This window comes from Vibrio sp. McD22-P3 (assembly GCF_021568915.1).
GTDB classification, from domain to species: domain Bacteria; phylum Pseudomonadota; class Gammaproteobacteria; order Enterobacterales; family Vibrionaceae; genus Vibrio; species Vibrio mediterranei.
The window spans coordinates 39,154-62,164 of record NZ_JAKGTN010000011.1; the positions used below are offsets into that span (position 1 = coordinate 39,154).

General features: G+C 43.2%; 19 protein-coding genes. 9 read left to right on the top strand and 10 right to left on the bottom strand.

Annotation, left to right across the window (positions count from 1 at the left end):
* Window positions 1-15 precede the first annotated feature (15 nt).
* Window positions 16-1,344, top strand: a complete 1,329-nt coding sequence (ssnA, locus tag L2W36_RS14105; RefSeq protein ID WP_236110343.1) for a putative aminohydrolase SsnA — start codon at window positions 16-18, stop codon at window positions 1,342-1,344.
* Window positions 1,345-1,419: 75 nt separating this feature from the next.
* Here the strand turns inward: ssnA and L2W36_RS14110 are convergent, their stop codons facing one another.
* A complete protein-coding gene (locus L2W36_RS14110; protein ID WP_006074758.1) occupies window positions 1,420-2,985 on the bottom strand; it encodes an arylsulfatase in 1,566 nt (521 codons plus the stop codon).
* Between the two features lie 307 nt (window positions 2,986-3,292).
* On the opposite strand from L2W36_RS14110, the gene L2W36_RS14115 reads away from it, so the two are divergent.
* Complete coding sequence (locus tag L2W36_RS14115; RefSeq protein ID WP_420883079.1) at window positions 3,293-4,867, top strand: arylsulfatase; 1,575 nt, start codon at window positions 3,293-3,295, stop codon at window positions 4,865-4,867.
* Between the two features lie 207 nt (window positions 4,868-5,074).
* Window positions 5,075-7,144, top strand: a complete 2,070-nt coding sequence (helD, locus tag L2W36_RS14120) for a DNA helicase IV (protein WP_236110344.1) — start codon at window positions 5,075-5,077, stop codon at window positions 7,142-7,144.
* A 53-nt stretch (window positions 7,145-7,197) separates the two neighbouring features.
* On the opposite strand, the gene L2W36_RS14125 is transcribed toward helD, so the two are convergent.
* Window positions 7,198-8,943 carry a methyl-accepting chemotaxis protein gene (locus L2W36_RS14125; protein ID WP_236110345.1) on the bottom strand — a complete coding sequence of 582 codons (1,746 nt, stop codon included), beginning with the start codon at window positions 8,941-8,943 and terminating at the stop codon, window positions 7,198-7,200.
* 269 nt (window positions 8,944-9,212) lie between these two features.
* On the opposite strand from L2W36_RS14125, the gene L2W36_RS14130 reads away from it, so the two are divergent.
* Window positions 9,213-9,809 carry a beta-phosphoglucomutase family hydrolase gene (locus L2W36_RS14130; protein ID WP_268980746.1) on the top strand — a complete coding sequence of 199 codons (597 nt, stop codon included), beginning with the start codon at window positions 9,213-9,215 and terminating at the stop codon, window positions 9,807-9,809.
* Between the two features lie 65 nt (window positions 9,810-9,874).
* Here the strand turns inward: L2W36_RS14130 and L2W36_RS14135 are convergent, their stop codons facing one another.
* Entirely contained in the window at window positions 9,875-10,348 is a 474-nt protein-coding gene (locus L2W36_RS14135) for an FKBP-type peptidyl-prolyl cis-trans isomerase (protein ID WP_006074753.1), read from the bottom strand.
* A gap of 15 nt (window positions 10,349-10,363) precedes the next feature.
* The gene (locus tag L2W36_RS14140; RefSeq protein WP_236110346.1) at window positions 10,364-10,990 is read right to left on the bottom strand and encodes a thioredoxin domain-containing protein; all 627 of its coding nucleotides are present in this window, start codon (window positions 10,988-10,990) and stop codon (window positions 10,364-10,366) included.
* A 189-nt stretch (window positions 10,991-11,179) separates the two neighbouring features.
* Here L2W36_RS14140 and L2W36_RS14145 point away from each other — a divergent pair, with 189 nt between their 5' ends.
* The gene (locus tag L2W36_RS14145) at window positions 11,180-11,806 is read left to right on the top strand and encodes an OmpA family protein (protein ID WP_081836463.1); all 627 of its coding nucleotides are present in this window, start codon (window positions 11,180-11,182) and stop codon (window positions 11,804-11,806) included.
* Between the two features lie 68 nt (window positions 11,807-11,874).
* On the opposite strand, the gene L2W36_RS14150 is transcribed toward L2W36_RS14145, so the two are convergent.
* On the bottom strand, window positions 11,875-13,623 hold the full coding sequence (locus L2W36_RS14150) for a formate--tetrahydrofolate ligase (RefSeq protein WP_236110347.1): 1,749 nt from the start codon (window positions 13,621-13,623) through the stop codon (window positions 11,875-11,877).
* A gap of 165 nt (window positions 13,624-13,788) precedes the next feature.
* On the bottom strand, window positions 13,789-15,093 hold the full coding sequence (locus L2W36_RS14155; RefSeq protein ID WP_236110446.1) for an inosine/guanosine kinase: 1,305 nt from the start codon (window positions 15,091-15,093) through the stop codon (window positions 13,789-13,791).
* Window positions 15,094-15,306: 213 nt separating this feature from the next.
* On the opposite strand from L2W36_RS14155, the gene L2W36_RS14160 reads away from it, so the two are divergent.
* Window positions 15,307-16,254 (top strand): sensor domain-containing diguanylate cyclase, encoded by a 948-nt coding sequence (locus L2W36_RS14160; protein WP_236110348.1) that lies wholly within the window; start codon window positions 15,307-15,309, stop codon window positions 16,252-16,254.
* Window positions 16,255-16,306: 52 nt separating this feature from the next.
* Here L2W36_RS14160 and L2W36_RS14165 read toward each other — a convergent pair whose 3' ends face one another.
* Complete coding sequence (locus L2W36_RS14165) at window positions 16,307-16,783, bottom strand: CreA family protein (RefSeq protein ID WP_006074376.1); 477 nt, start codon at window positions 16,781-16,783, stop codon at window positions 16,307-16,309.
* Window positions 16,784-16,856: 73 nt separating this feature from the next.
* On the opposite strand from L2W36_RS14165, the gene L2W36_RS14170 reads away from it, so the two are divergent.
* Window positions 16,857-17,357 (top strand): flavodoxin, encoded by a 501-nt coding sequence (locus tag L2W36_RS14170; RefSeq protein ID WP_236110349.1) that lies wholly within the window; start codon window positions 16,857-16,859, stop codon window positions 17,355-17,357.
* 124 nt (window positions 17,358-17,481) lie between these two features.
* The gene (locus L2W36_RS14175) at window positions 17,482-18,141 is read left to right on the top strand and encodes an HAD-IA family hydrolase (RefSeq protein ID WP_006074374.1); all 660 of its coding nucleotides are present in this window, start codon (window positions 17,482-17,484) and stop codon (window positions 18,139-18,141) included.
* Here the strand turns inward: L2W36_RS14175 and L2W36_RS14180 are convergent.
* From L2W36_RS14180 to L2W36_RS14190, 3 genes are all read right to left on the bottom strand, one after another.
* On the bottom strand, window positions 18,116-18,328 hold the full coding sequence (locus L2W36_RS14180) for a hypothetical protein (protein ID WP_006074373.1): 213 nt from the start codon (window positions 18,326-18,328) through the stop codon (window positions 18,116-18,118). The two genes, L2W36_RS14175 and L2W36_RS14180, sit on opposite strands and share 26 nt — an antisense overlap.
* Window positions 18,329-18,628: 300 nt before the next feature.
* A complete protein-coding gene (locus L2W36_RS14185; RefSeq protein WP_236110350.1) occupies window positions 18,629-20,065 on the bottom strand; it encodes a methyl-accepting chemotaxis protein in 1,437 nt (478 codons plus the stop codon).
* Window positions 20,066-20,209: 144 nt separating this feature from the next.
* Window positions 20,210-21,448 (bottom strand): aromatic amino acid transport family protein, encoded by a 1,239-nt coding sequence (locus L2W36_RS14190; protein ID WP_236110351.1) that lies wholly within the window; start codon window positions 21,446-21,448, stop codon window positions 20,210-20,212.
* Window positions 21,449-22,025: 577 nt separating this feature from the next.
* On the opposite strand from L2W36_RS14190, the gene L2W36_RS14195 reads away from it, so the two are divergent.
* The gene (locus L2W36_RS14195) at window positions 22,026-22,967 is read left to right on the top strand and encodes an endonuclease/exonuclease/phosphatase family protein (protein WP_198558872.1); all 942 of its coding nucleotides are present in this window, start codon (window positions 22,026-22,028) and stop codon (window positions 22,965-22,967) included.
* Window positions 22,968-23,011: the final 44 nt, after the last annotated feature.

A 23,011-nucleotide genomic window follows, 5' to 3' on the forward strand; every position in this document is an offset into this window, starting at 1 on the left:
AAGGAGAATAGAATTATGTTGATAATTAAGAACGCAACAGCAGTACAGATGGAACCTGCCTTTATTAAGGAAGGGATTGATATTGCGATTGAAAACGACCGTATCATAGAAGTCGGTGAGTCTCTTAGTGCCAAGTATCCAAACGCTGAAGTGAAGGACTTTACTGGTAAGTTAGTAATGCCGGGCATTGTCTGTTCTCACAACCATTTCTATTCAGGATTGGCTCGCGGCATCATGGCGGACATTAAACCAAGTCCAGATTTTATCTCCATCCTGAAGAACCTATGGTGGCGAATGGACCGTGCGTTGGATGAAGAAGCTTTGTACTACAGCGGTTTGATTTGTTCATTAGAAGCCATTCGTCATGGCTGTACATCGGTTATCGACCATCACGCCTCACCGAACTACATTGAAGGGTCACTGGCGACGCTTCGTAAAGGCTTCTTAAAAGCTGGCCTTCGCGGTATGACCTGTTTTGAGACGACTGACCGTAACGGCGGCGTTGAAGAAATGGCGGCAGGTGTAGAAGAGAATATTCGCTTCGCACAACTTGTGGATGCAGAAAAAGAGCGAGGTGTTGAGCCTTATCTGGTTGAAGCTCATATCGGCGCTCATGCTCCGTTTACCGTGTCTAATGAAGGTATGGCAATGCTGTCGGAAGCGGTGAAAGCGACTGGGCGTGGCTTACATATTCACGTTGCAGAAGACCGTTACGATGTTACTCATAGTCATCATCATTACGACCAAGATATTGTTGAGCGTCTCGATAGCTTTGGCTTAATCGATAGCAAAACACTGCTTGCTCATGGTTTATTCTTGTCCGAGAAGGACATTAATATCTTGAACAAACACGATGGTTTCTTGGTTCATAATGCACGTTCGAATATGAACAACAATGTAGGTTATAACCATCAGTTACGTCAGTTCAAAAATGTCGCGATTGGTACCGATGGCATTGGTGCGGATATGTTCGAAGAGCTTAAATTTGCGTTCTTCAAGCATCGTGATGCTGGTGGTCAAATGTGGCCTGATAGCTTTATGCGCCATCTCTGGAACGGCAACGAGATTCTTGGTCGTAACTTTGGCGCTAAGTTTGGTCGTTTGGAAGCAGGATATAAAGCGGATCTAACGATTCTTGATTACACCTCACCAACACCTTTGGTTGCTGATAACTTGCCGGGTCACTTTGCATTCGCACTCAATGCGAGCAACGTAAACAGTGTGATGGTGGAAGGTAAGTTCTCTTATCTAAACCGTGAGTTCCCATTCGACGTTGAGCCTATCTATAAAGAGGCGAGGGAAGTCGCAGCTCGTTTATGGAAAGACATGGACAATCTTGATTAACCCTTTCGCTTGATTGACCAATAATAAAAAGACCAGCATAAGCTGGTCTTTTTTTATGAAGAGAATCTGAGGTGATTACTTCATTTGTTGTACTTGTTTTTGAAGCTGGTCAAGTTGCTTCATTTTGCCTTGAAGACCTAGAGACTGGTAGTCAATCGAAGCAGGGTTCATCATCTGGCCTTGCTGCATTGGGTAGTTAGGCAGAGTTTGGAAGAATTCGCCAAGTACGTCTTGAATTGGAACGAATAGCCACATGTTGTCTGCCATCCAACGTAGGTACATGCCAGATTCGTGTGGTGCTTTCTCAAATGGGTCAGCACGTAGGTGAATGATCTTCGGCCAGTTAGGAGAGAAACGTACCGCGTCAGTGATGTTACCTTCTAACGTCGCGAAGTGTAGTTTCCAATCATTCCAACGAACCGCATTCAATTCGCCGTTTGCTGTGAAGTAAAGTAGAGACTCACGAGGTGCTTTGTCAGTTTTACCTTCAAAGAATGGCTTGAAGTTATAGCCATCAATATGTACGCGCCAGTCTTTACCGTTTGCTTTGTAGCCTTTAGCTAACTTTTCTTTCACATCAGGAACACCTGCTGCAGCAAGAAGCGTTGGTAGCCAGTCTTGGTGAGCCATCATCTCGTTGATCTTAGTACCTGGTTCAATTACGCCAGGCCAACGGACAAGTTGAGGAACGCGCATACCGCCTTCCCAAGTTGTGCCTTTTTCACCGTGGAATGGTGTCGCACCGCCATCAGGCCAGCTAACTGTTTCAGCACCGTTATCAGTAGAGTAGATAACAATCGTGTTGTCAGCGATGTTTAGCTCGTCCAGTTTGTCTAGCAGGATACCAACTTGGTCATCGTGCTCTAGCATGCCGTCGGCATAAATAGAGATACCAGATTTACCTTGATACTTCTCTTGCAGACGAGTCCAAACGTGCATACGTGTGGTGTTGTGCCAGATGAAGAATGGTTTATCAGCTTTTACTGCCTTTTCCATAAACGCGAGAGACGTTTCTAGGAACTCTTCATCAGCATGTTCCATACGCTTACGCGTCATAGGACCAGTATCTTCGATTTTGCCATCAGCAAAAGACTTGATTACACCACGAGGGCCATAGTTCTTACGGAACTCTGGATCTTTAGGGTAGTAGTAAGTTTCTGGTTCTTCTTCAGCATTTAGGTGGTAAAGGTTACCAAAGAACTCATCGAAACCATGATTAGTTGGCAAGTGTTGGTCTTGGTCACCTAAGTGGTTTTTACCAAACTGTGCCGTCATGTAGCCTTGCTCTTTGAGTAGATCAGCAGTGGTTGGAGCCCAGTCTGGAATACCGTGTGTTGAACCTGGCATACCGATTGTTAATAGACCAGTACGGAAAGGTTCTTGACCAGTAATGAAGGCTGCGCGACCTGCTGTACAAGATTGCTGACCATAATGGTCAGTGAAAAGTGCACCTTCGTTAGCGATACGGTCGATATTTGGAGTTTCATACCCCATCATGCCTTGGTTATACGCGCTAATGTTCCAATAACCAACATCGTCGCCGAAAATCGCAAGGATATTCGGTTTATCTGCTGCAACTGCAACTGAAGATGTAGCAATAAGCCCAACGCCCATTGCAATCTTACTTAAGTGGTTTGCCATTCTAGACTCCATCGTCTTTTACTCATTGATTTTGCAGTAAACACCCAGTGAGGTGCTTATTTGCCTCGCACTCTATTTGAGGTCAGAGATGGTGTCGTCTTATAAACACTATAAAAAAAAGTTATAACTGGTAAATATTCTTATCTAAATCATAAGGTTGAGTTCCAATGGGGTGGTCACTTACAACTTTAGTGCTATGTGAGATTAATCAAAAAATCTGGCTAATGTTTATTAATCTATTAATAGTGAAAATTGCCTTAGATTTTTGGCGCTTATGAGTGTTTGCGACTATACGTTAATGGGCAGGATGCGACCAACTAACGTAGAGGTTTACATGACAACACACAGAAGGTTTAAGCGGAGCTTAGCAGTTTTGGCTACCGCGTTATTTGGTATATCAGCCAGTGCATATGCAGAAGATAAGCCCAACATCTTGGTGATATGGGGGGATGACATTGGTCAGTCCAATGTTAGTGCATATACATTTGGTCTTATGGGGTATAAAACGCCTAATATTGATTCCATTGCGAAAGAAGGCATGATGTTCACCGACTACTACGGCGAGCAATCTTGTACGGCAGGACGTTCGACATTTATAACCGGTCAAAGTGTATTGCGAACAGGTTTAAGTAAAGTGGGTCTACCGGGGGCTGACCTTGGGTTACAAGCGGAAGATGCAACCATTGCGGAGCTTCTAAAGCCTCATGGTTATATGACAGGGCAATTTGGTAAAAACCACCTTGGCGACAAAGATGAGTTTTTACCTACCAATCACGGCTTTGACGAGTTCTTTGGTAACCTTTACCACCTAAATGCTGAAGAAGAACCTGAAAATATCGACTATCCGAAAGATCCCGAATTCCGTAAACAATTTGGACCTCGAGGGGTTATCAAATCTTATGCCGACGGCAAAATTGAAGATACTGGCCCTTTAACTCGTAAGCGTATGGAAACCGTAGATGAGGAGACTCTTTCCGCGGCTCTAGACTTTATGGATCGCGCGGTAGCGGCCAAGAAACCTTTCTTCGTATGGTGGAATGCGACACGCATGCACTTCCGTACTCATGTGAAAGATGAAAACCTCGGTAAATCAGGCATTAGTTTTTATGCTGATGGGATGATTGAGCACGACAACCAAGTAGGCGAACTCCTTAAAAAAGTCGATGAACTGGGAATCGAAGACAACACAATTGTCTTTTACTCAACGGATAACGGTCCGCACATGAATACGTGGCCAGATGCGGGTCTTACTCCTTTCCGAGGTGAGAAAAACACTAACTGGGAAGGAGCGTATCGTGTCCCTGCGATGGTGAAATGGCCGGGTAAAATCGAAGCGGGCTCGGTCTCCAACAATATTATGCATCACATGGATTGGTTGCCTACGTTGTTAGCAGCGGCTGGTGAGCCTGATGTAAAAGAGAAACTTCTTAAGGGGCACAAAGCCGGTGACAAGACCTTTAAAGTTCACCTTGATGGTTACAACTTCCTTCCTTACTTAACAGGTGAAAGTGAAGAGTCACCGCGTGCGGAGATTTTCTACTTCTCAGACGATGGTGATTTAACCGCACTGCGTTATAACAACTGGAAAGTCGTATTTATGGAGCAGAGGGTAGAGGGGACGTTGCAAATATGGGCAGAACCTTTCGTGACACTTCGCGTGCCAAAAATCTTTAACTTGAGAATGGACCCTTATGAGGTCGCTGATGTTACCTCCAATACTTACTATGACTGGATGTTGGATCGTGTTTACTTGTTAGTTCCGGCTCAAGTCTATGTAGGGAAGTTCTTAGAGACCTTTAAAGAATTCCCGCCAAGGCAAAAAGCAGCAAGCTTTAACTTGGATGAGGTTATGGACAAACTTCAGACCCCGACGAATAAGTAGTTAATCTGTATCCGGAAAGCGCCCTAAGTATTGGGCGCTTTTTTGTGCATGTTCGTAATGAAAAGCACTCTGTCTGTTAGAGAATAATAGGAAATCGTAATTCGAGTTTGGATTCCTTTTCGCAGATTTTACATAAAGTTATCTGGAAATCATTGGCTGATACAGTAGACTAGTGAGAGATTTGCTGATTAGAACCCTTAGAACAACATGCTGCTAACTGCCTCCCCAACCGCTGAGTTATTTACTCAACACGAATTTCGCTCTCTTGAACTTAATGGCGATAGCCTTGTGCTGCACTCGGTGCGCGCCGAGGTTCGAATTCCGTTTAGTGAATGGTCGGGAAAATTAAGTGTTAAGCGAGGGTTAGTATGGTCATCCGTGTCGGTGTTTGCGTACGAAGAGAATGGCAAACAGGTGTGCTGGGTGGTTCAGGGGGTACCTTGGAGAGAAGCGCAGGACTTTGCCAAACATGCTGTGAGTTGTTATCAGCAATGGCACCATAAACAATGCGGTTTGCTGAATACCTATCTACCGAAATGGGAAGATGAGTTACGACGCTTGCGTTCTCTGCCACAATTTTTGCCTCAATCACAAATGGTGTCATGGGCGGATGAAGTAAACTCCGAGTTTCTTGAAATCAACATGTCACTTTCTGAAGCGATGCGCACAATGCCAAAGCGAATCAACAACCTCATTCCATGGTTGGATGATACAGCGACAGTGCTAGCAGAACGAAACCAAACATGGTTGGAAAATGAGCGTGAGAATTGGCAAGTATTATTTTCGCAATCTGAGTCATCTCCACTTAATTACTCACAACAAATGGCGGTTCTGCATAACAATGATCAAAATTTGATCCTTGCCGGAGCAGGTTCAGGTAAAACGAGTGTGCTGATGGCGCGTGTGTCCTATTTGCTGCAAAGTCATCTCGCACAGGCTGACCAGATACTGTTGGTGGCGTTTGGTCGTGACGCTGCTAATGAAATGAAGCAACGTCTTGAGAAAAAGCTGGGGCAAACGGCTGACGCTATTTCGGTGCTGACCTTCCATCAATTAGGACTGAAGATACTCAAAGAAACTGAGAATCAACCACCTCAATTAACGCCATTAGCGACTGAGCAAACACAAAAAACGGCCTGGTGCATTGACTGGCTGAAGAAGCATTGGATGACACCAACCAACTTCAAACGTTGGCAAAAGCACTTATCTAAATGGCCTATTGCCTACTTAAAAGGAGATGAGGAGCTTGGCAGTCAAAGTGAAAACCCTAAGCTCATCGCGTGGCTAGAACAGCAACTAGACCAATTGATTTCTGCTGGATTATCGAAGAAAGCGATTCAAGAAAAGATCATAGACGAAGAAGTGTATGCGCGGCTTAATAGTGAGTTGGCGCTATGTTGGCCTTGTTATCAAGCGTGGCAAAAAATGCTCAAAGAGAATGAGCAAATTGACTTTACCTCGATGATTACTAAAGCGACTAAACATGTTTCTGCTTCGCGCTTCAAATCGAACTGGAAGTTTGTCATGGTCGACGAGTATCAGGATATTTCCCCTGATCGTTTAGAGTTGGTTCAAGCCCTTTGTGAACAAAAGCTTCAAGATGGTACCAATGCAACACTCTATGCTGTGGGTGATGATTGGCAGTCCATCTATCAGTTTACTGGATCTGATGTGGATTTGACGACAGGCTTTGAACAGCGATTCCCTAACGCCTCTATCCACTTGTTAGATACGACTTATCGTTTTAATGACAAGTTGTTGGAAGTGGCGTCTGACTTCATTCAAGCCAATCCGACACAACTGACTAAAGATATTAAGAGCCACAAATCCGCTAAGCAAAAGGCAGTGATTGTGGAGCAGGGCAGCCGTGTAGAGAAAATTCTTGAGGAACTTAATAGCAAGTCCAAACAAGGTAAATCAGTGTTGCTGTTAGGACGTAACCACTATCATAAACCGGAATTGTTTGGTGATTGGTGTAAGCAGTTTGCAAACTTGTCGTTGGAGTTTATGACCTGTCACTCTAGTAAAGGCAAAGAGGCGGATTACGTTATTGTAGTAGGCGCTGATGAGGGACAATTCCCAGCGAAAAGGAAGTTCGTTCACCTAAATAATGCCCTGACCATAGGCACAGATACTTATGAACACGCTGAAGAGCGGCGCTTGTTCTATGTTGCATTAACAAGAGCAAAAAACAAAGTGTGGGTGACGTATCAATCCTCACCATCGATATTTGTACGTGAACTTATGGAGCACGAACAAGTGCTTGTTAAAAAGTAATGGAATACAAAAAGGCCACATTTTGACGTGGCCTTTGTCTTAGTTACCGTTCCCTAAATCTTAAAGATTGAAATGGCACTGTCCATTTTGGTGGTTTGGCTAGACACGTTTTTCACTTCATCTAAGCAGTTACGTGCATTCGACATGTTGTCATTAGAAATTTCATTAAGCTCTGTGATGGATTCGCCTACCTGACCCATTACTATGCCTTGCTCTTCAATCGCCGCAGCAATTTGATCGGAGTTGGTCTGAATTTCAGCCATGTCCTCAGAGATTTGCTGTAGTGCGCTATCAAGCTTCGCAGAGGCAGACAATGTTTCTGCTCCTTGAGCGTTGCATTGCTCTATGTCGGTAACCACCGTTGTCATTTGAGCCTGAATCGCACTAACGAGGTTAGTGATCTCTTCCGTTGATTGATGTGTTCGGCTAGCCAAGGCACGAACTTCGTCTGCGACCACTGCGAATCCACGTCCTTGTTCGCCAGCGCGAGCTGCTTCAATAGCTGCGTTTAGTGCTAATAAATTAGTTTGTTCTGCGATATCTTGGATAATATGAACCGCTCCGCCAATTTTGCCAACATGCTCATTCAAGGAACGGATTTCATTGTTACTTTCCGCTAGTACAGAAGAAAGGGACTCGATATTACCGACAGTGTTTTCAACAAATGCGCGGCTGTTCTGAGAGTTGTCCGCTGCTTTGTTGACCAGATCAGCGGCGTTGTGAGTAGTTTGGGCAATTTCGTCAATGGTGGTTACCATTTGCTGAACCGCTGTTGCCATTGAGTTAGTGTGGTCACTTTGACTATGGAATTGATGAATCACATTCTCCAATTCATCTTCCATATTAGTACTGCTACTTCTAAGCTCTGAAGACTGTCTCTGTGTGTTACCAACTAATGAAGCAAAGTTATCCAGTAATGAGTTGACGGCTTTACCAATCGAGGCTATCTCATCGTTGCCTTTAACTGACACTCTTTTGGTTAGGTCATTGTGTTCAGCAATATCCGAGATAGTAGATTGCAAGCGGTTTACATTAAGGTTGATTGCTCTAACGATGTAAGTGATGAGAGCGGCAATGACAACAAGTAGTAGAACAGAAATGGTCCATTTTGCGGTCATGATGGTTTGGATTTTGTCATCAAGTACACGGTTTAATTGAGCATTAAAATCCTCAAAATCTGTTTCAATCTTATGAGAGTTGCTGCGAGTTAGCCCAAGCAAACCTTGGTCGTAGGCAAAGCCAATGACTTCACGTTGCTTAAGGACATTTTGACCAACAGTATTAAGAGATGGGTTGTTGGTTGGTTTCACGGTCGCAACATTGCCAAACATAACGTCATCGTGGTACTGCAATAATTCATGAGTGATGTCTCGCTCAAGCTCTTGATGGAATACTTCAAGAAATTGATTAGACAGACCCTGTGAAAGGTTTAGACCAAGTACAACGTAACCATTTACCAGTTTTGTGAAGGCTTGTTCGTACGCTGCAAGCTCCGCTGATAGTTGATTTGGAAGAGAGACACCTGCGTTGGCAAGGGTGAGTTGAAGTTCATTCTGTTGATTACGGAAATGTTCAGCGTTGACTCTGAACTTTGCTAGGTACTTTTCGTCCTTACGTAATAAAAAATCTTTTTCATTTCTACGAAGATTCAACAAAGTGACTTCAAGTTGACTCAGTTTAGTGAGAGCATTGGTAAGGTTATCTGTAGTCTTCGCAAAGTAGCTACTAGACATTAACATTGAGGCGATAGCCAATACGGATATTGACCCTAAAAGTAGAAGTTGGTGCTTGATCTTCATTATCAACCTTTTCATATTCGCGAGAAAGATATTGCCAGCAATTGAATTGGCAATATGAATATGTGTGCTTAAATATTTCTGAGCGCGGAATGTATCAACTTGTTGATTTCTAGTCACTTATAAAAGTTTTTCTAAACTCAAAAATGGAAAGACTACACAAAACTAAGCCGTTTTTTTATTATTTACTATTGTATCGGTAAGCGTACGCCGTTCTTTAGTAATAAATTTGTAATGTTAATGCCCTTAATGAACCACAAGAGGTTAACCAGTTGTTAGATTTAGAGTTGTATGATGGAATTATCTTCGATATGGATGGCACGTTGTTGGATACCATGCCAAACCATGTCTTAGCGTGGGAAATGACGGCAACGAAATTCGATTTTCCATTTGATCGCCATTGGCTGCATTCTCTGGGAGGTATGCCAAGTGTCAAGATCGCGGGTGAGGTGTCAAAGCGTTATGGTATCGAATTGGATCCGAAACAAGTGTCGATATTTAAGATGAATGCTTTTGCACAATTGCCACTAACAGGTAAGCCAATAGCGCACACTTATGAAGTGTTTCAGCAATATAAAGGCACCAAACCCATGTCGATAGGTACAGGGAGCCAACGTGACTCTGCTTTGAAGCTATTGACGCACGCTGGAGTTTTGAATGACTTAGACTGTGTAGTGTCGGCAACCGATGTTGAGAGTCACAAACCTAATCCAGAAACGTTCTTGTTAGCGGCTAAGAATATGGGTGTAGACGCTAAGAAGTGTGTAGTTTTTGAAGACACTAAATTAGGCCTTCAAGCTGCGCATGCTGGTGGAATGGACTGTTATTTGGTTACTGAGTCAGGCTTTGAATTTCATCCGGTACAGTGACCTTTTCGATAGAGAACGAAACAAAAAGAGCACCTTATAGGTGCTCTTTTTGTTTATAGTTTTGATTATTGAATTTCAATCAATTCAACATCAAAAATCAATACTGCCGACGGAGGGATAGGGCCAGTACCTTTCTTGCCATAACCCAATGTACTTGGGATGTACAAGCGATATTTGTCACCTTCAGACATGTGTTGAAGACCTTCTTGCCATCCTTTGATAACTTGGTTCAGCCCGAAGCTAATTGGTGTACCACGGTCAACTGAACTATCAAACACAGTACCGTCGATAAGCGTGCCGTGATAATGCACTTTAACTTTGCTTTTAGGACCTGGTTTTTCAGTATTGCCACTAGTTTCAAGCACTTCATATTGTAAGCCGCTCTCGGTAGTAATAATGCCTTCTTTCTTAGCGTTTTCAAGAAGGAATGCTTGGCCTTGCTGAAAGTTCTCCTCACCAGCTTTGCTGTTGGTCCAAGTTCGATAGATCATGAATGCCGCTAATAGCAGAACAATGAGAGGGATTAAGACTTTAGACACAGTAATTCCTTATTGTTATTTTGTTTTTAGGTAGTTGATGGTTTCAGCGATTTCATTAATGTCTTGGTGACCCGCTAGCATCACCTCGTATTTACCATTAACGATAAACGTTGGAACTGCATTAATTTGCGCTTTAGTCGATACGGTTTCTGCGGTTTGAATGTAATTAAGCAGCTCTTTTTGCTGCGCTTCGCTCAGGTTGTATGGGCTAACCATTCCACGAGATTCAAAGATTCGATCCAATTCAACTTTCTTTGCGCTGCCATCCATATCTGGGTTTTGAACGAGTGCAAATAGCTCGTCTTTCATGTCAGCAGGAACGACGTTGTTTTCTGATTGCATGACGGCAGAGTAGAACAACATACCAGCGATTTGTGCGCTTTCATTAAACATCACATGGACTTTACCAAGTTTACTGTCAGTCAATGACTCTAACTCAGGGAGCATTGGTTCAAGGTTACGACAGTGACCACAGCCTAGAGAGAATACTTCGGTAACTTGAGGTAAGCGCAGTGTGCTCAGGTTGGCATCAAGTGTGCGATATTGCTTGCCCTCAACGGGTGTTGTATCAGAGTCACTACAAGCCGAAACAACAAGAGCCAAGGCCATCACGGATAAAGTTTTAGTAAGAGTTTTAAACATGTTTGAGCTTCTATATGAAAATAACTCACAGAGTTTAACGTTTATTTAAGTCTGCTTACAAGCAATTCAGCTCGTCAAATCGTTACAAAGCGAAACCTAAATTCCGTCAGTTTTTTTATGTTTCGCTATAAAGTTTCTGTATTAATCGCCGATAGTTAACAGCGTATAAAGGAATAATTGGAGAGTGACATGTTTACGTTGAAACAAGCAGGGATGGTATTGGCTGCCTCCTTACTAGCGGGATGTAGTGCCGTGTCATCGACAACAAGTAAACTATTTCCAGACATGCTGCAAACGGCTCCGAAGTCAGAGTTTGATGTGATGCATCCAGAATGGGCGGATGCGCCAAAAATCGCCTCAACCAGCGTTCAAGGACCTTATGGGCAAATGCGCACCGAGTCTTGGAATGTTCTTGAGCGCTACTTGGTCAACAATGGTCTCGACTATGAGTTAGTTCCTGGTGACTATGTCATGATCCGTTTAAAGCAAAAAATCCACTTTAATACTGGCTCTGCACATGTAGCTAGCACCTCTGCACAATGGCTTCAACAACTGGCGAGCTTCTTATCTGGCCAGCAAGGGATTGATGTTGTAATCGGGGGACATACAGATAATACCGGAACTGTGGCAATCAACGATAAGCTATCTGACAAACGTGCTGAGTCCGTTCGCCAAACCTTGATCAGTCAACGAGTGCCTAGGCAGATGATCTATACGCGTGGTTATGGCGAAAATGTTCCAGAGTGCACGAACCAAACACAATATGGGAAGGCTTGTAATAGGCGAGTCGAATTGACCTTGATAGTAGCGCAGTAGATAGTTAATAGATTAAAAAAAAGCGACGTTGTAACGTCGCTTTTTTATATTTAAATCAGATAAATAGATTAACTTAGTCCAATGATGTTGCCTTCGTCATCAAGATCAAGAGACATAAAGGCTGGTTTGTCTGGTAAGCCTGGCATCGTCATTACATTGCCGCAAAGTGCATAGATAAAACCAGCACCAGCACACAAACGCAGTTCACGTATTACAACATCAAAGTCTTTTGGTGCGCCCTTGATACTGCCATCGGTGGTGATAGACAGAGGGGTCTTAGCAAGACATACGGCGAGGTGATTGAAGCCATGTTTTTCATATAGTTCAAGCTGCTTTTGCGCTTGATAAGACAGAGTGACTCGAGCGGCACCGTAACCACCTTCACATACGGCCATTAGTTTAGATTCAATGGATTGATCGAGTGTGTAAAGTGGTTTGAAGTTCGCTTCGTTCTCACAGGCCGCTATAACCTGCTGTGCGAGTTCTTTAGTGCCGTCGCCACCTTTTGCGAATCCTTCACTAATTGCTACTCGGCAATCTTGTTCAAGCGCTTCAATCCAAGATTTTAGAAGGTTAAGTTCCTCGTCACTATCTTGAGGGAAGCGGTTAATAGCGACGACCACTGGTACACCATATTTAGCTACGTTGTTGATATGCCATTTCAAGTTCTCGAACCCAGCTTGCAGGGCGTTCGAGTCGTTACCGTAGATAGAGTCTGGAATAGGCGTACCTGGTTTGAGGTCATAGAGTCCAGAGTTCGCTTTTAAGCCACGAAGTGTCGCCACGATCACAGCACAGTCAGGTTTTTTATCTGTTGCAGAGGCTTTGATATTACACGCTTTTTCAAAACCCATATCAGAACCAAAACCACCTTCAGTGATCGTATAGCGGCTCAACTTTGTCGCAATGCTATCGGCGATAATGGATGAGTTACCATGAGCGATATTGGCAAAAGGACCTGCATGGATAAGCGTTGGAACCCCTTCAAGAGTCTGCATTAAGGTTGGCTCAATGGCTTCTTTCATACTAACAGCCATAGCACCTGCAACCTGAAGATCTTCGGTGGTAATTGGCTCACCATCTAAAGAGTAAGCCACGACAATGCGGCCGATACGTGAACGCAGATCTTTTAAGTCTTTCGATAGTGCTAAAATCGCCATCAGCTCTGAGGCTGCGGAGATATCAAATCCGTCTTCACGCTCATAACCATTAATGGTTTTGTTCACCTCGTTTTGGCCAACTGTCACCATGCGAAGTGCTCGGTCATTGTGGTCAACTACGCGTTTCCAGACGACATTCTTGATATCAATTTTTAACGCGTTAAGCCCGGTACGAGATTCAAAAGCTTCATAACCTTGGCGTTGTTCGTGGTAAATACGAGCGTCAATTGCGGCAGCAGCAAGGTTGTGAGCGGCGGTAACCGCGTGAATATCGCCCGTCAGGTGAAGGTTCAATTCTTCCATCGGTGCAACTTGAGAGTAGCCACCACCTGCAGCGCCACCTTTCACACCGAAAATTGGACCCATTGACGGCTGACGAATACACGCCATGACCGATTGACCAAGCTTTTTCAGACCTTGTGATAAACCAATTGTTGTCACGGTTTTGCCTTCACCTAGTGGTGTAGGAGTGATGGCAGTGACGACAACAAGCTTGCCATCAATATTGTCTTTGAGTCGGTTTACCGCGTTTAAGGATACTTTTGCCTTGTGAAAACCTTGAGGATGAAACTCAGAGTCGAGTAGTCCAGATTGCTTAGCAATCTCAGAAATAGGGGAAAGAGACGTCGTACGACAGATATCAATATCAGATAGCATTAACGGTCCTTAAAAGCCACAAAATTATTGAGGAAAACGTTTGCGTCAGGATAATACTGGTTAAAAATCCTTTGTAAAGTTAAATATTCAGCAACCTGTTCTATTTTTAATCACTCTTTATTTAGTTGATTGTTTTGAAAACAAAAAGAGGCCGAAGCCTCTTTTTTATCGATCCCAGTATGCTTCTTCCAAGCTGTCTTCTCGCTCTGGTAAAGAGCGGGTGAGTCGTGGCGAGTGCTGTGTTAGGACTTCGTAACTCACTCGGTTCGCATACTTACAAATTTGTGAAAGAGAAGAGTAGGTTAAGCAAGGTGCAACATGTTTATCTGACTCTGGAACATTCTGGCAATGAAAGTCATTGGCTGTCATGTCGTGAAGTAGAGCCGAAAGAGCACCATCACCTGCGCCGTTGGTGTTCTTAATTTCCAGTGGGCCACCTAAATATGGGCCAATATGAGAGTAGACTTTCTGCGGGTCTGCACAATCCGCTTTACGCATTGCTCGGCTAAATTCAAATTTATTGAACTCATCGATTTCGCCTTCGAGAATATCGTGCGTCGTTTCACGGAGCGCAACATTGTCGCAATAACCGGCCATATATAGGCCGTCAGGGCCAGCTGTACACAATACCAAATCTACCCAGTCTAACGCTTTGTCGGCGGCAAGTAGTGGGTCGGAGAATCCAGTGAGTGCTTCACCTTCTTCTTCATTCATAGCAACGATAGTGACATTGTCTTTAATGTAATCCTGCCAGAACTTTTCGTTGCCTTCGATAACCCACTTAGTTCCTAACGTTAACACCACGGGTACCGATTTAGATTTTGCGATCTTGATTGCACGTGCAACCGCTTTAGGCATCGGATCTTCTGGCTTACCACGCATTAGATAAGAAGAAACAACCAAAGCTGAAGCCTTGTTAAACACAGACTCTGGAATACTCTCTGGCTTAAGTTGGTTCATTTCACCTTCGTTGATCGCAAATGTTCGTTCACCATCGTCGGTGATTAGCGTGTAGCAACGGCCAATTGGACCATCAACAGTTTGTAAATGGTTCAGGTTCATGCGTGAAGACGTTCGGCATAGATAACGGTAACCGTACGAACCTACTTCAATGTTCTTTGACATAACGCCCAGTAAAACAGATTTGCTATCTGCCAAAACTGAATAGTTGTGTAGCGTGTTACCAATAGTATCACCTGGGAATTGGTGAGTAATTAATCCTTCAGCAACCAGTTCTTCATAAAGCGCGTCTGCTTTACTTTCTTCAAGTACCAGAGAGTGACCTTTACTTAGGTCGTATTTAGCAAGAAAAGCATCGTCAACTCGTGCTTCGATATCAACGATCGTTTGACCAACACCAATAATAGTCGGTCGGAATAGCTTTGGAGCTGACTGAGCTTGGCTAACAGACAGATCTTTCTTGCTAGTTGGGAAATAGTGTTTTGACTTACGTTGTCCAGGGAATCTCATAGTAAACGCTGATGGAACGAAATTTGGCGGCATGATATCACAATGACTTCAATAATGTTTCATAAAATTGCAGCGTTTATGTGATTTTGACCAGATGCAGAAAGCGGTGAAATCCAATCTTTAATCAGACTGTTAACCAATGCATAACCATAGTCTTGACATGGTTTATCAGCCGACTAACCTAAGAATAGTTAAAATGACACGGATTGCATATTGAATATTTCAAGCCTAAGCCCAGAGAAAATTCAAGAAGTGCTTGATCGCATGGATTGTTATTTCTTTATCAAAGACAAAAACGGATGTTACACCTACGTCAATGAAGCGGTATGTCAATTGTTTGCTCGTGCTAGAGAAGAGATTATCGGTGCTGATGACAATCAGTTTTTCTCGATAGAGCAGGCAAGTGACCTTATCAAAAATGATGTGTCGGTTCTGAATGGAAAAACGGTTTCAAACGTTGAAGTGAACACGTTGAAATCGGGTGAGGTTAAGCACTACCAAAATATGAAGTCACCCATTTTCAACAGCCATAATGAGGTGGTCGGCATATTTGGGTTAGCGATTGATATTTCAAAGACCGTGGCGCGCCACAATGAACTTGAGTTCCTCGCTATTCGGGATGTACTAACCGGCTTGTATAATCGTCGATTTCTTGAACTCCAATTAAAGCATGAGATCGCATCGTTTAAACGACATGGCAATGACATGTCCTGTTTAATGTTGGATGTGGATGGATTTAAATCCATTAACGACCGATTTGGGCATAGTATTGGAGATTACGTTCTCCAGTCGATAGGGAAGACCCTGTTAGGGACGGTGCGAGAAGAGGATTTTTGTTTTCGGTTTGGTGGAGATGAGTTCACTATTTTACTTCCAAAAACCTCGCTGCCGGATGCTTATAGATTGGCTGAAAGAGTACGTGAATCGGTAGCAAGTAAAACCCTCTATTCGAGCACTGGTCATCCGTTCAAGATCAAGATAAGTCTTGGGGTCGCATCTCTGCAAAAAGGATTGGAAGATCAACTGTTGGCATTGGCAGATAAAGCCTTAATGGAAGTAAAGCTCAACGCTAAAGGGAAGAATACCAGTTACGTGTTTTGTGACCATTTAGATTCCGTCACAAGCTGTAATGGTTGTATACAAGCGGGTCAATGCAAATAATGACTATTGGCGGAAGCGGGTACTTCTAATTATTAAAGTACCCGCTTATGTTTTATTGGGCTACTTCAGTGGCCGGCTCAACATAGGCAGCAGTATTCCATAGTGGAACAGTTGAGAGACTGTGCTTAAAGCTACCTGACGTTTCTTTGGTAGAGTATGAAAGATACATAAGCGTTTGGTTATCTTTGTCATAGATGCGACGTACTTTCATGCTCTTAAAGAAAATACTCTTAGATTTCTTGAAGACCACTTCACCTGACTTCGACTTATCGATCTGCGCGATCATTTCTGGTGTTATCTCACCAGTTTGTCGACATGAGATAGAGCTGTCACTTGGATCAGATAGGCTTAAGTCAGCTTCAATGCTGGCAATATGGCAAGTAACACCGGTAACAATAGGATCGGTTAGAGTATTGAGTTTGATATCTTTTAATGTGAACATACCCAGCGATACATCACCTACCTCTTTATCACCACAACCGTACAAGGCTAGTGTCAGAGCAGGGACCAGCAAGAGCTTTTTAAACATAGAGAGCATTCCTTTTTATTAACGCTTTTGTATACCATAACCAAGGTTACTCGAAAAATCGAACAGGATTATTATGAAAGATGTCGCAGAACGACTTTATACCAACAAAAATCAATGGCTAGCGAGCCAGATAGACGTTGATTTCCCAACACCTGAAAGCGTACAGGGAAGGGAATTGTATCAGGAGTCGTTGTCGAGCAACTACTTAGAGTCGCTTAAGGTGGACTCTGAAAGCGAATTGAACATCGAGTGGCACAAGGTTGATTTTCATAGATTAACAGTCATGTTTGCTCTATTGCAGGCGAAAAGGTGGGCGGTTGAACACCATCAGAATGCGATAGTGGAATTTTTCGCACAAATTATTTTGGACCAGTCGCATGACCTATATCTGGGCTTTGAGGGTGGCGAAGCTTGTGCCGCGGTGTTGGTGAGTAAAGAAGACACCGTTGTTCTTTTCTCGGACTTAGTTACCTGTCATAGCGCACAGGATTTAAGTCCGGAGCCCATTATAGCGTCTCTAATACAAACCTTAGATATTGCAAAAGAATCTGACCTTTGGATTGAAAAACGGTGATCTGCTTGGAAGTTTCGATCATCAAGTAAAACAATATATAAAAACTCACGCCTAGCCCCACATATTGATCAGGGAAGTATATTAATATTTTACGAAAAATAAGTGTTGTAAGGCTTGGTGTTTGATGTCAAAAGTAAAATGTGTGTTGTTTGATTGTGATGGAACACTGGTCGATAGTGAAAGATTGTGTTGTGAGGCGATAGTTGCCACGTTTGAGCAGGTAGGGGTAACGCTAAGTATAGAAGCGGTATCGGATAACTTTTCGGGCGGCAAGATAGCGGACGTTCTATCTTCCGCTCAATCGTTGGCACAAAGTCATGTTTCGCTGGATTTACTAGAACCTATTTATCGTAATGAAACTCAACGCTTGTTTGAGCAGAAGCTTAGACCTATGGAAGGAGCATTGGAGCTGCTCTCTCACTTGGATCAACAAGGCATTGAATATTGTGTTGTTACCAACAGTCCACTTTCTAAAGCCCAAAAGATGCTCTCTATTGTTGGCTTGAGTGATAAATTCAGAGGTAAAGTGATTTCTGCTTTTGATGCCAACAGTTGGAAGCCTGAACCCGATTTGCTTCAATACTCAGTAACCATGATGGGTTTTCTACCGGATGAGTGCGTTTATATTGACGACACATCGAAAGGCGTCAAAATGGGCATAGCAGCGGGTATTAGAACTGTACACTTTGCCACCAGCTGTGACTACGAACAGAAAAATGCAACCTGTTTGACATCAATGAAACAGGTCATTGAACACATTAATGAACAGAACAGTTTAGCGTAAAAGGTTTGATTGACGTGGCATTGAACTTTTGTTGGTAGCTACGAGTTGTTTGCTTCGTCAATTCTGTGGTGTAGTAGCCACATTCCGCACACAAGAACGTTTCGTTATCTTCAGACAACAGGCCTTCATCAGCTCCGCACTCGGGACATAGTCCTGTATATGGTTCTTGTGATTTGCTATGTGACATATCTCTCCTAACTACTCGAAGTTACCTTGACCCTCCTAATAGTAATACGAGCTCAAATATCTAGTGTGGAAAACTGCTCGATTTCACGCGCTAATGCGACTTATGTCACTAACAGTCATTATTGGTCGCTATTTGTACAGATGAGATATTGGTTCAACGAATGAATATGCGTGTTGATGTGTAATTTAATATGCATCTAGGTTTGTATTTGGTGTTTCTTTGTATATTGAAAATAAACCAACAAAAAAGCCAGCTATGCTGGCTTTCTAATTTGAAATACTGCTTTATGAGCAGAGCACGTTAAGTGCGGTAACGAGTCAGTACTCCTCCCAGTGTAATCGTCGCTTTAGTCAGGTTTGATACGCCCACCTCGCTTTGTTCCACTACTTCGCGAATGGTACCGGACTGAACTCGAATATCACTGAGCTCTGCTGCGATTTCAGCAGCCACCGCGCTTTGTTCCGCCGCTGATGTAGAAATTTGAGTACTCATGTCCATTACTGCGCGAGATGAGTCGGCGATAGAATTGACGTCATGTCCAATCTCCGAAATCAGTGTGCTACTGGATTCGGCTTGTTCTACCGTTTGTTGAGTAATGGCGGCAATATTTTGGCTTTCAGATTGAAGCTTTTCAATCATAGCTTGAATCTCGACCGTGGCTGTCTGAGTACGACCAGCTAACGTGCGAACCTCATCTGCGACGACTGCGAAACCTCGGCCTTGTTCACCCGCTCTTGCAGCTTCAATAGCTGCGTTTAACGCTAATAGGTTAGTCTGTTCAGAGATTGCATTGATGGTGGTAATTACTTCATTAATTTGGGTCGTATTATCCGTCAAAGCCGCTACAGAATGTGAAGCTTCTTCGATAAACGCAGACAATTGATTGATATCACCAATAGCTTGTTGAACGCGTTGATAGCTGAGCTCAACTTGCTTGGTATCTTCTTCCGCTTGTTCATTTGACTGACGAGAAATGTTCGACACTTCTTGAGCGGAAGCCGTCATCTGTTCCATAGCGGTAGCAACTGAGTCAAGTGACGCATATTGATTGTTGATTTGGTTGTTACTTTTCGCCATTTCCTCTTGAAAAGAAGAGGCTGTTTCTTCCAGGCTGGTTGCAGATGACTTAACGGTGGTGACTAGCTCAGTTAAAGTGTCCATAGCGCGGTCCAATGCCACACCTATGGTTCCAAACTCATCGCGGCCAGCGACAAAATTAAGACGAGAGGTTAGGTCGCCGTCGGCAATTTTTTGAGTGGTAGAGTAAAGAGTAAATAGTGCACCACCGAGGAAAGTGGCCAACCAATAGCTAAAGATAGAAAAAGGCAGTAGCCAGAGATAAGTGAGAGCAAGAGAGGTAAGTGCTTGAGACTTGGCGTTGTCTATTTGTATAGAAGCTGAAGTGGTTAGGCTGTAATTTTTGCCATCCAACCCGCGAGCTGTTGCTGTTACCTGACCGTTATTGATCGAAGATGCTTGGCTTGTGGATTCTATAACGTTGAAGTTTTTCAAAATGCTTGAGTTACCCGTTGCTGAACTTACTTCTAAATAACCAGATAGCTTGGCTTCAGCACTAGCGATTGCTTGTTGCTCTGCATTTGAGACGCTGTCTTGATAACGACTGACCGCAGAAAAGGTAAGTGCGGCGAAAAATAGGGCAAATAGTACCCACATCTTGTCATTAATCGACATCTTGATGAACAAGGCGTCGATCTTTCTAAATTTCACTTCTCTCATGATAACTCCGGGAGTGATATTGTTATTTGAATAGACTGATAAAATTAAAGGCCCTCATTGAGGACCTTCAATCTTGGTATGATATCGACATTTTATGAAATACATTTAGCTGCATTCATTTTAAATGTGATAACGATCACTTAACTAGCCAAGTGCAGGGAGGATCTTAAATGTTACAAGTAACTGAGAACCAACAATAATCACACCGATCAACATCGATGAATAAAGTGCAATGTGTCCGCCAGCGACTTGATAGCCAGTTTCACTTGTAAACTGTTTACGTGTTTTGGCCACCATGATGGTTGGTAGGAAGATAGCCAGTACAGCAAGTGCGATCGCTGCATACCCTAGTGCCATGATGAAACCTTGTGGATAGAACAAAGCAAAACATAGCGGTGGAAGGAATGTCACTAGCGCAGCAATTGCGCGTTGAGAGAATGACAGACCTTCTGTTTGCTTGGTGCCATTTTGTTTTGAAGTGAACTTGCTGCCCAAATCTCTTAAGTATTCAAAAAGACCTAAGCTCACACCCAAGAATGATGTTACTAGGGCTAGATCAGCGAATACACCGATAATAGTAGCGAGCTTCTCGACATGGACTGCTTCCGCCAATAAGCCAATTAGGTTAGACAAACCAGAGTTTTCAATCAGTGTACTTTGTTGTACTACGCCTAAGGTAACAATTTGCCAGAAAATATAAATAACAAGGGGTAAGCTAGAGCCAATAACAATTGCTTTTTTCAGGGCTTTTGTGTCGCCTTCGAGGTAGTTAACAATCGCAGGAATGCTGCCGTGGAAACCAAAAGAAGTAAAAATGACTGGGATAGAAGCGACAATGAGACCTTGCTGAACAGGCATACTCATCAGGTAGCCTTGGGTGACATTAGGAGCTAGTAGAAATAGAACACTGCCCATTGCGATCAGTTTCAGCGTAAAGAGTACTCGATTGAGTTTATCTACCGCATGAGTACCAATGGTAACTGTTAACGCGACTAAAACGGTAAAAAGAAGAGTGGCCACGGTTCCTGGCAAACGAATACCAAAAAGCATATCTAAACGGTCAGCGAACTGGCCACCGCCACCCGCGATATAGGCCGCACAAAGTGCATAGAACAAAAACAGCATGGCGAAACTCGCGATGTATTTACCTTTTTTCCCAAGTACTTGCTTAGCTAGTGTGTGTAATGTCGCGGAATGATCGGCGTACTGGTGAAGTTCTACCATCAACAGAGCGGTATAAGCCATTAAGGCCCATAAGGCGAACATGAGTACTAAAGAAGTACCAAAACCAATACCAGCAGAGGCTATTGGAAGGGCTAGCATACCAGCACCAATGGTTGTACCGGCAATAATAAGTGTGCTTCCGAGAACTTTTGATTTCATTGTACAGTCTACTTTACAGCTTGTAGGTTACTTTGCATTATCGTTTTAACGAACACTCAAATTTGAGTCATTAATGCTGAATTTTCGAGAAGTATGCAGTGTAATAATCCAAATAACAAGCATAATGTAAACATAAATTCATCTAGTGTAAATTTATGTTTACAGTGAGCGTTGGAGTAGGAGGTTTATTGGCTCCGCAATCGTTTAACAATGAGTTGTATCAAAATAAATGTCGATTTCTCTTGGGTTTCTTACTTTTGTCATATACGTTAGGTAAAACTCTATGACGAGTGTTCAAGCGATTTGTAGTTAGCAGCCTGGTGTTTACGGCTATGAATACAAAGGCGCTTGTTCTAAAACAGGATGACATTATGGAAACACAAACAAACGAAGAAGCACTCGAATGGCTTGATGCTATGGAGATCGGCTTCGAATTACCTGACTGCGAAGAATTGTCGCAAACGGAAGACTAATCAACATTACTACATGCAAACCAGCTCGTACCAATTAACTGTGTGAGCACATAGACTTAAAGCCGCTACACTGAATATATGAATTCGGTTGGAGATGAGATGGTTTGCAACGATTACTACTACTCTGCATTATTCTATTCCCCATACTTTCGGGGTGTTATCTCTACTATTTTGACCTGAACTGGCAGCTGGAAAATCTGGCCGCATTTATTGTCTTCATTCCCGCGTGTTATCTTATCTTCACGATTGTTCTGATTATTATTAAACAGACGTCAGCAGCAATGATGGCTGCGGTGTTGTCGGTTATCTCATTGGTTCTATTCGGAACGACGCCACAGTTTATTACTTCTGATGGTTGTGATGAGAATTACGTCAGTGTGATGCAATACAACACCTATTATGACAATCAACAGCTTGGGAACTTTATTGATTTTGTTCGTGAGCGACGCCCAGATATTTTGGTATTACAAGAAGTGTCCCCGCAACATGGGGAACAGCTTAAACTGTTGAAAGACCTTTATCCTTATCAATATGGTGGGCAGAGGCGAGTCGGTTATCCAAGTGGTCAAATGATACTTAGCCGCGCACCGTTGTATGGTATGAATACCACCACCTCGATATCGGGGCACAACATTATTCAAGTGGTTTGGCGAGCATCCAACGAACGAGATTTGTTTTTGATAGCTGCCCATCCGCCATCACCGCGATCGGAACTACTCTGGCGTGAAAGAAATGAGGTGATTGAAGATGTTGTTGATATGGCGCAAGCGTCGCCGTTAGATGTGACTATTGTGGTCGGGGACTTTAATTTGGCGAGTACGACAAAGCGATTCAATAAAATACTACCAAGCTTTGATAAGCAACCCGTTGCCAGTTGGCCTAAATTCATTAAACGTTGGTCGATACCTTTTGTGCCTGTAGTGGCAATAGATCATTTTTGGATTCGGCGTGTTGGTGGCTCGCAAAATACTATTTGCTTTCGAGAGAGTTTAAAACAGATTCAAGGGTCGGACCATGTTCCGGTCGAAACACGTTTTAAGTTATAGGGGAGCAACAAAAAAGCGACCCTAAGGTCGCTCTTCTTCTGTTC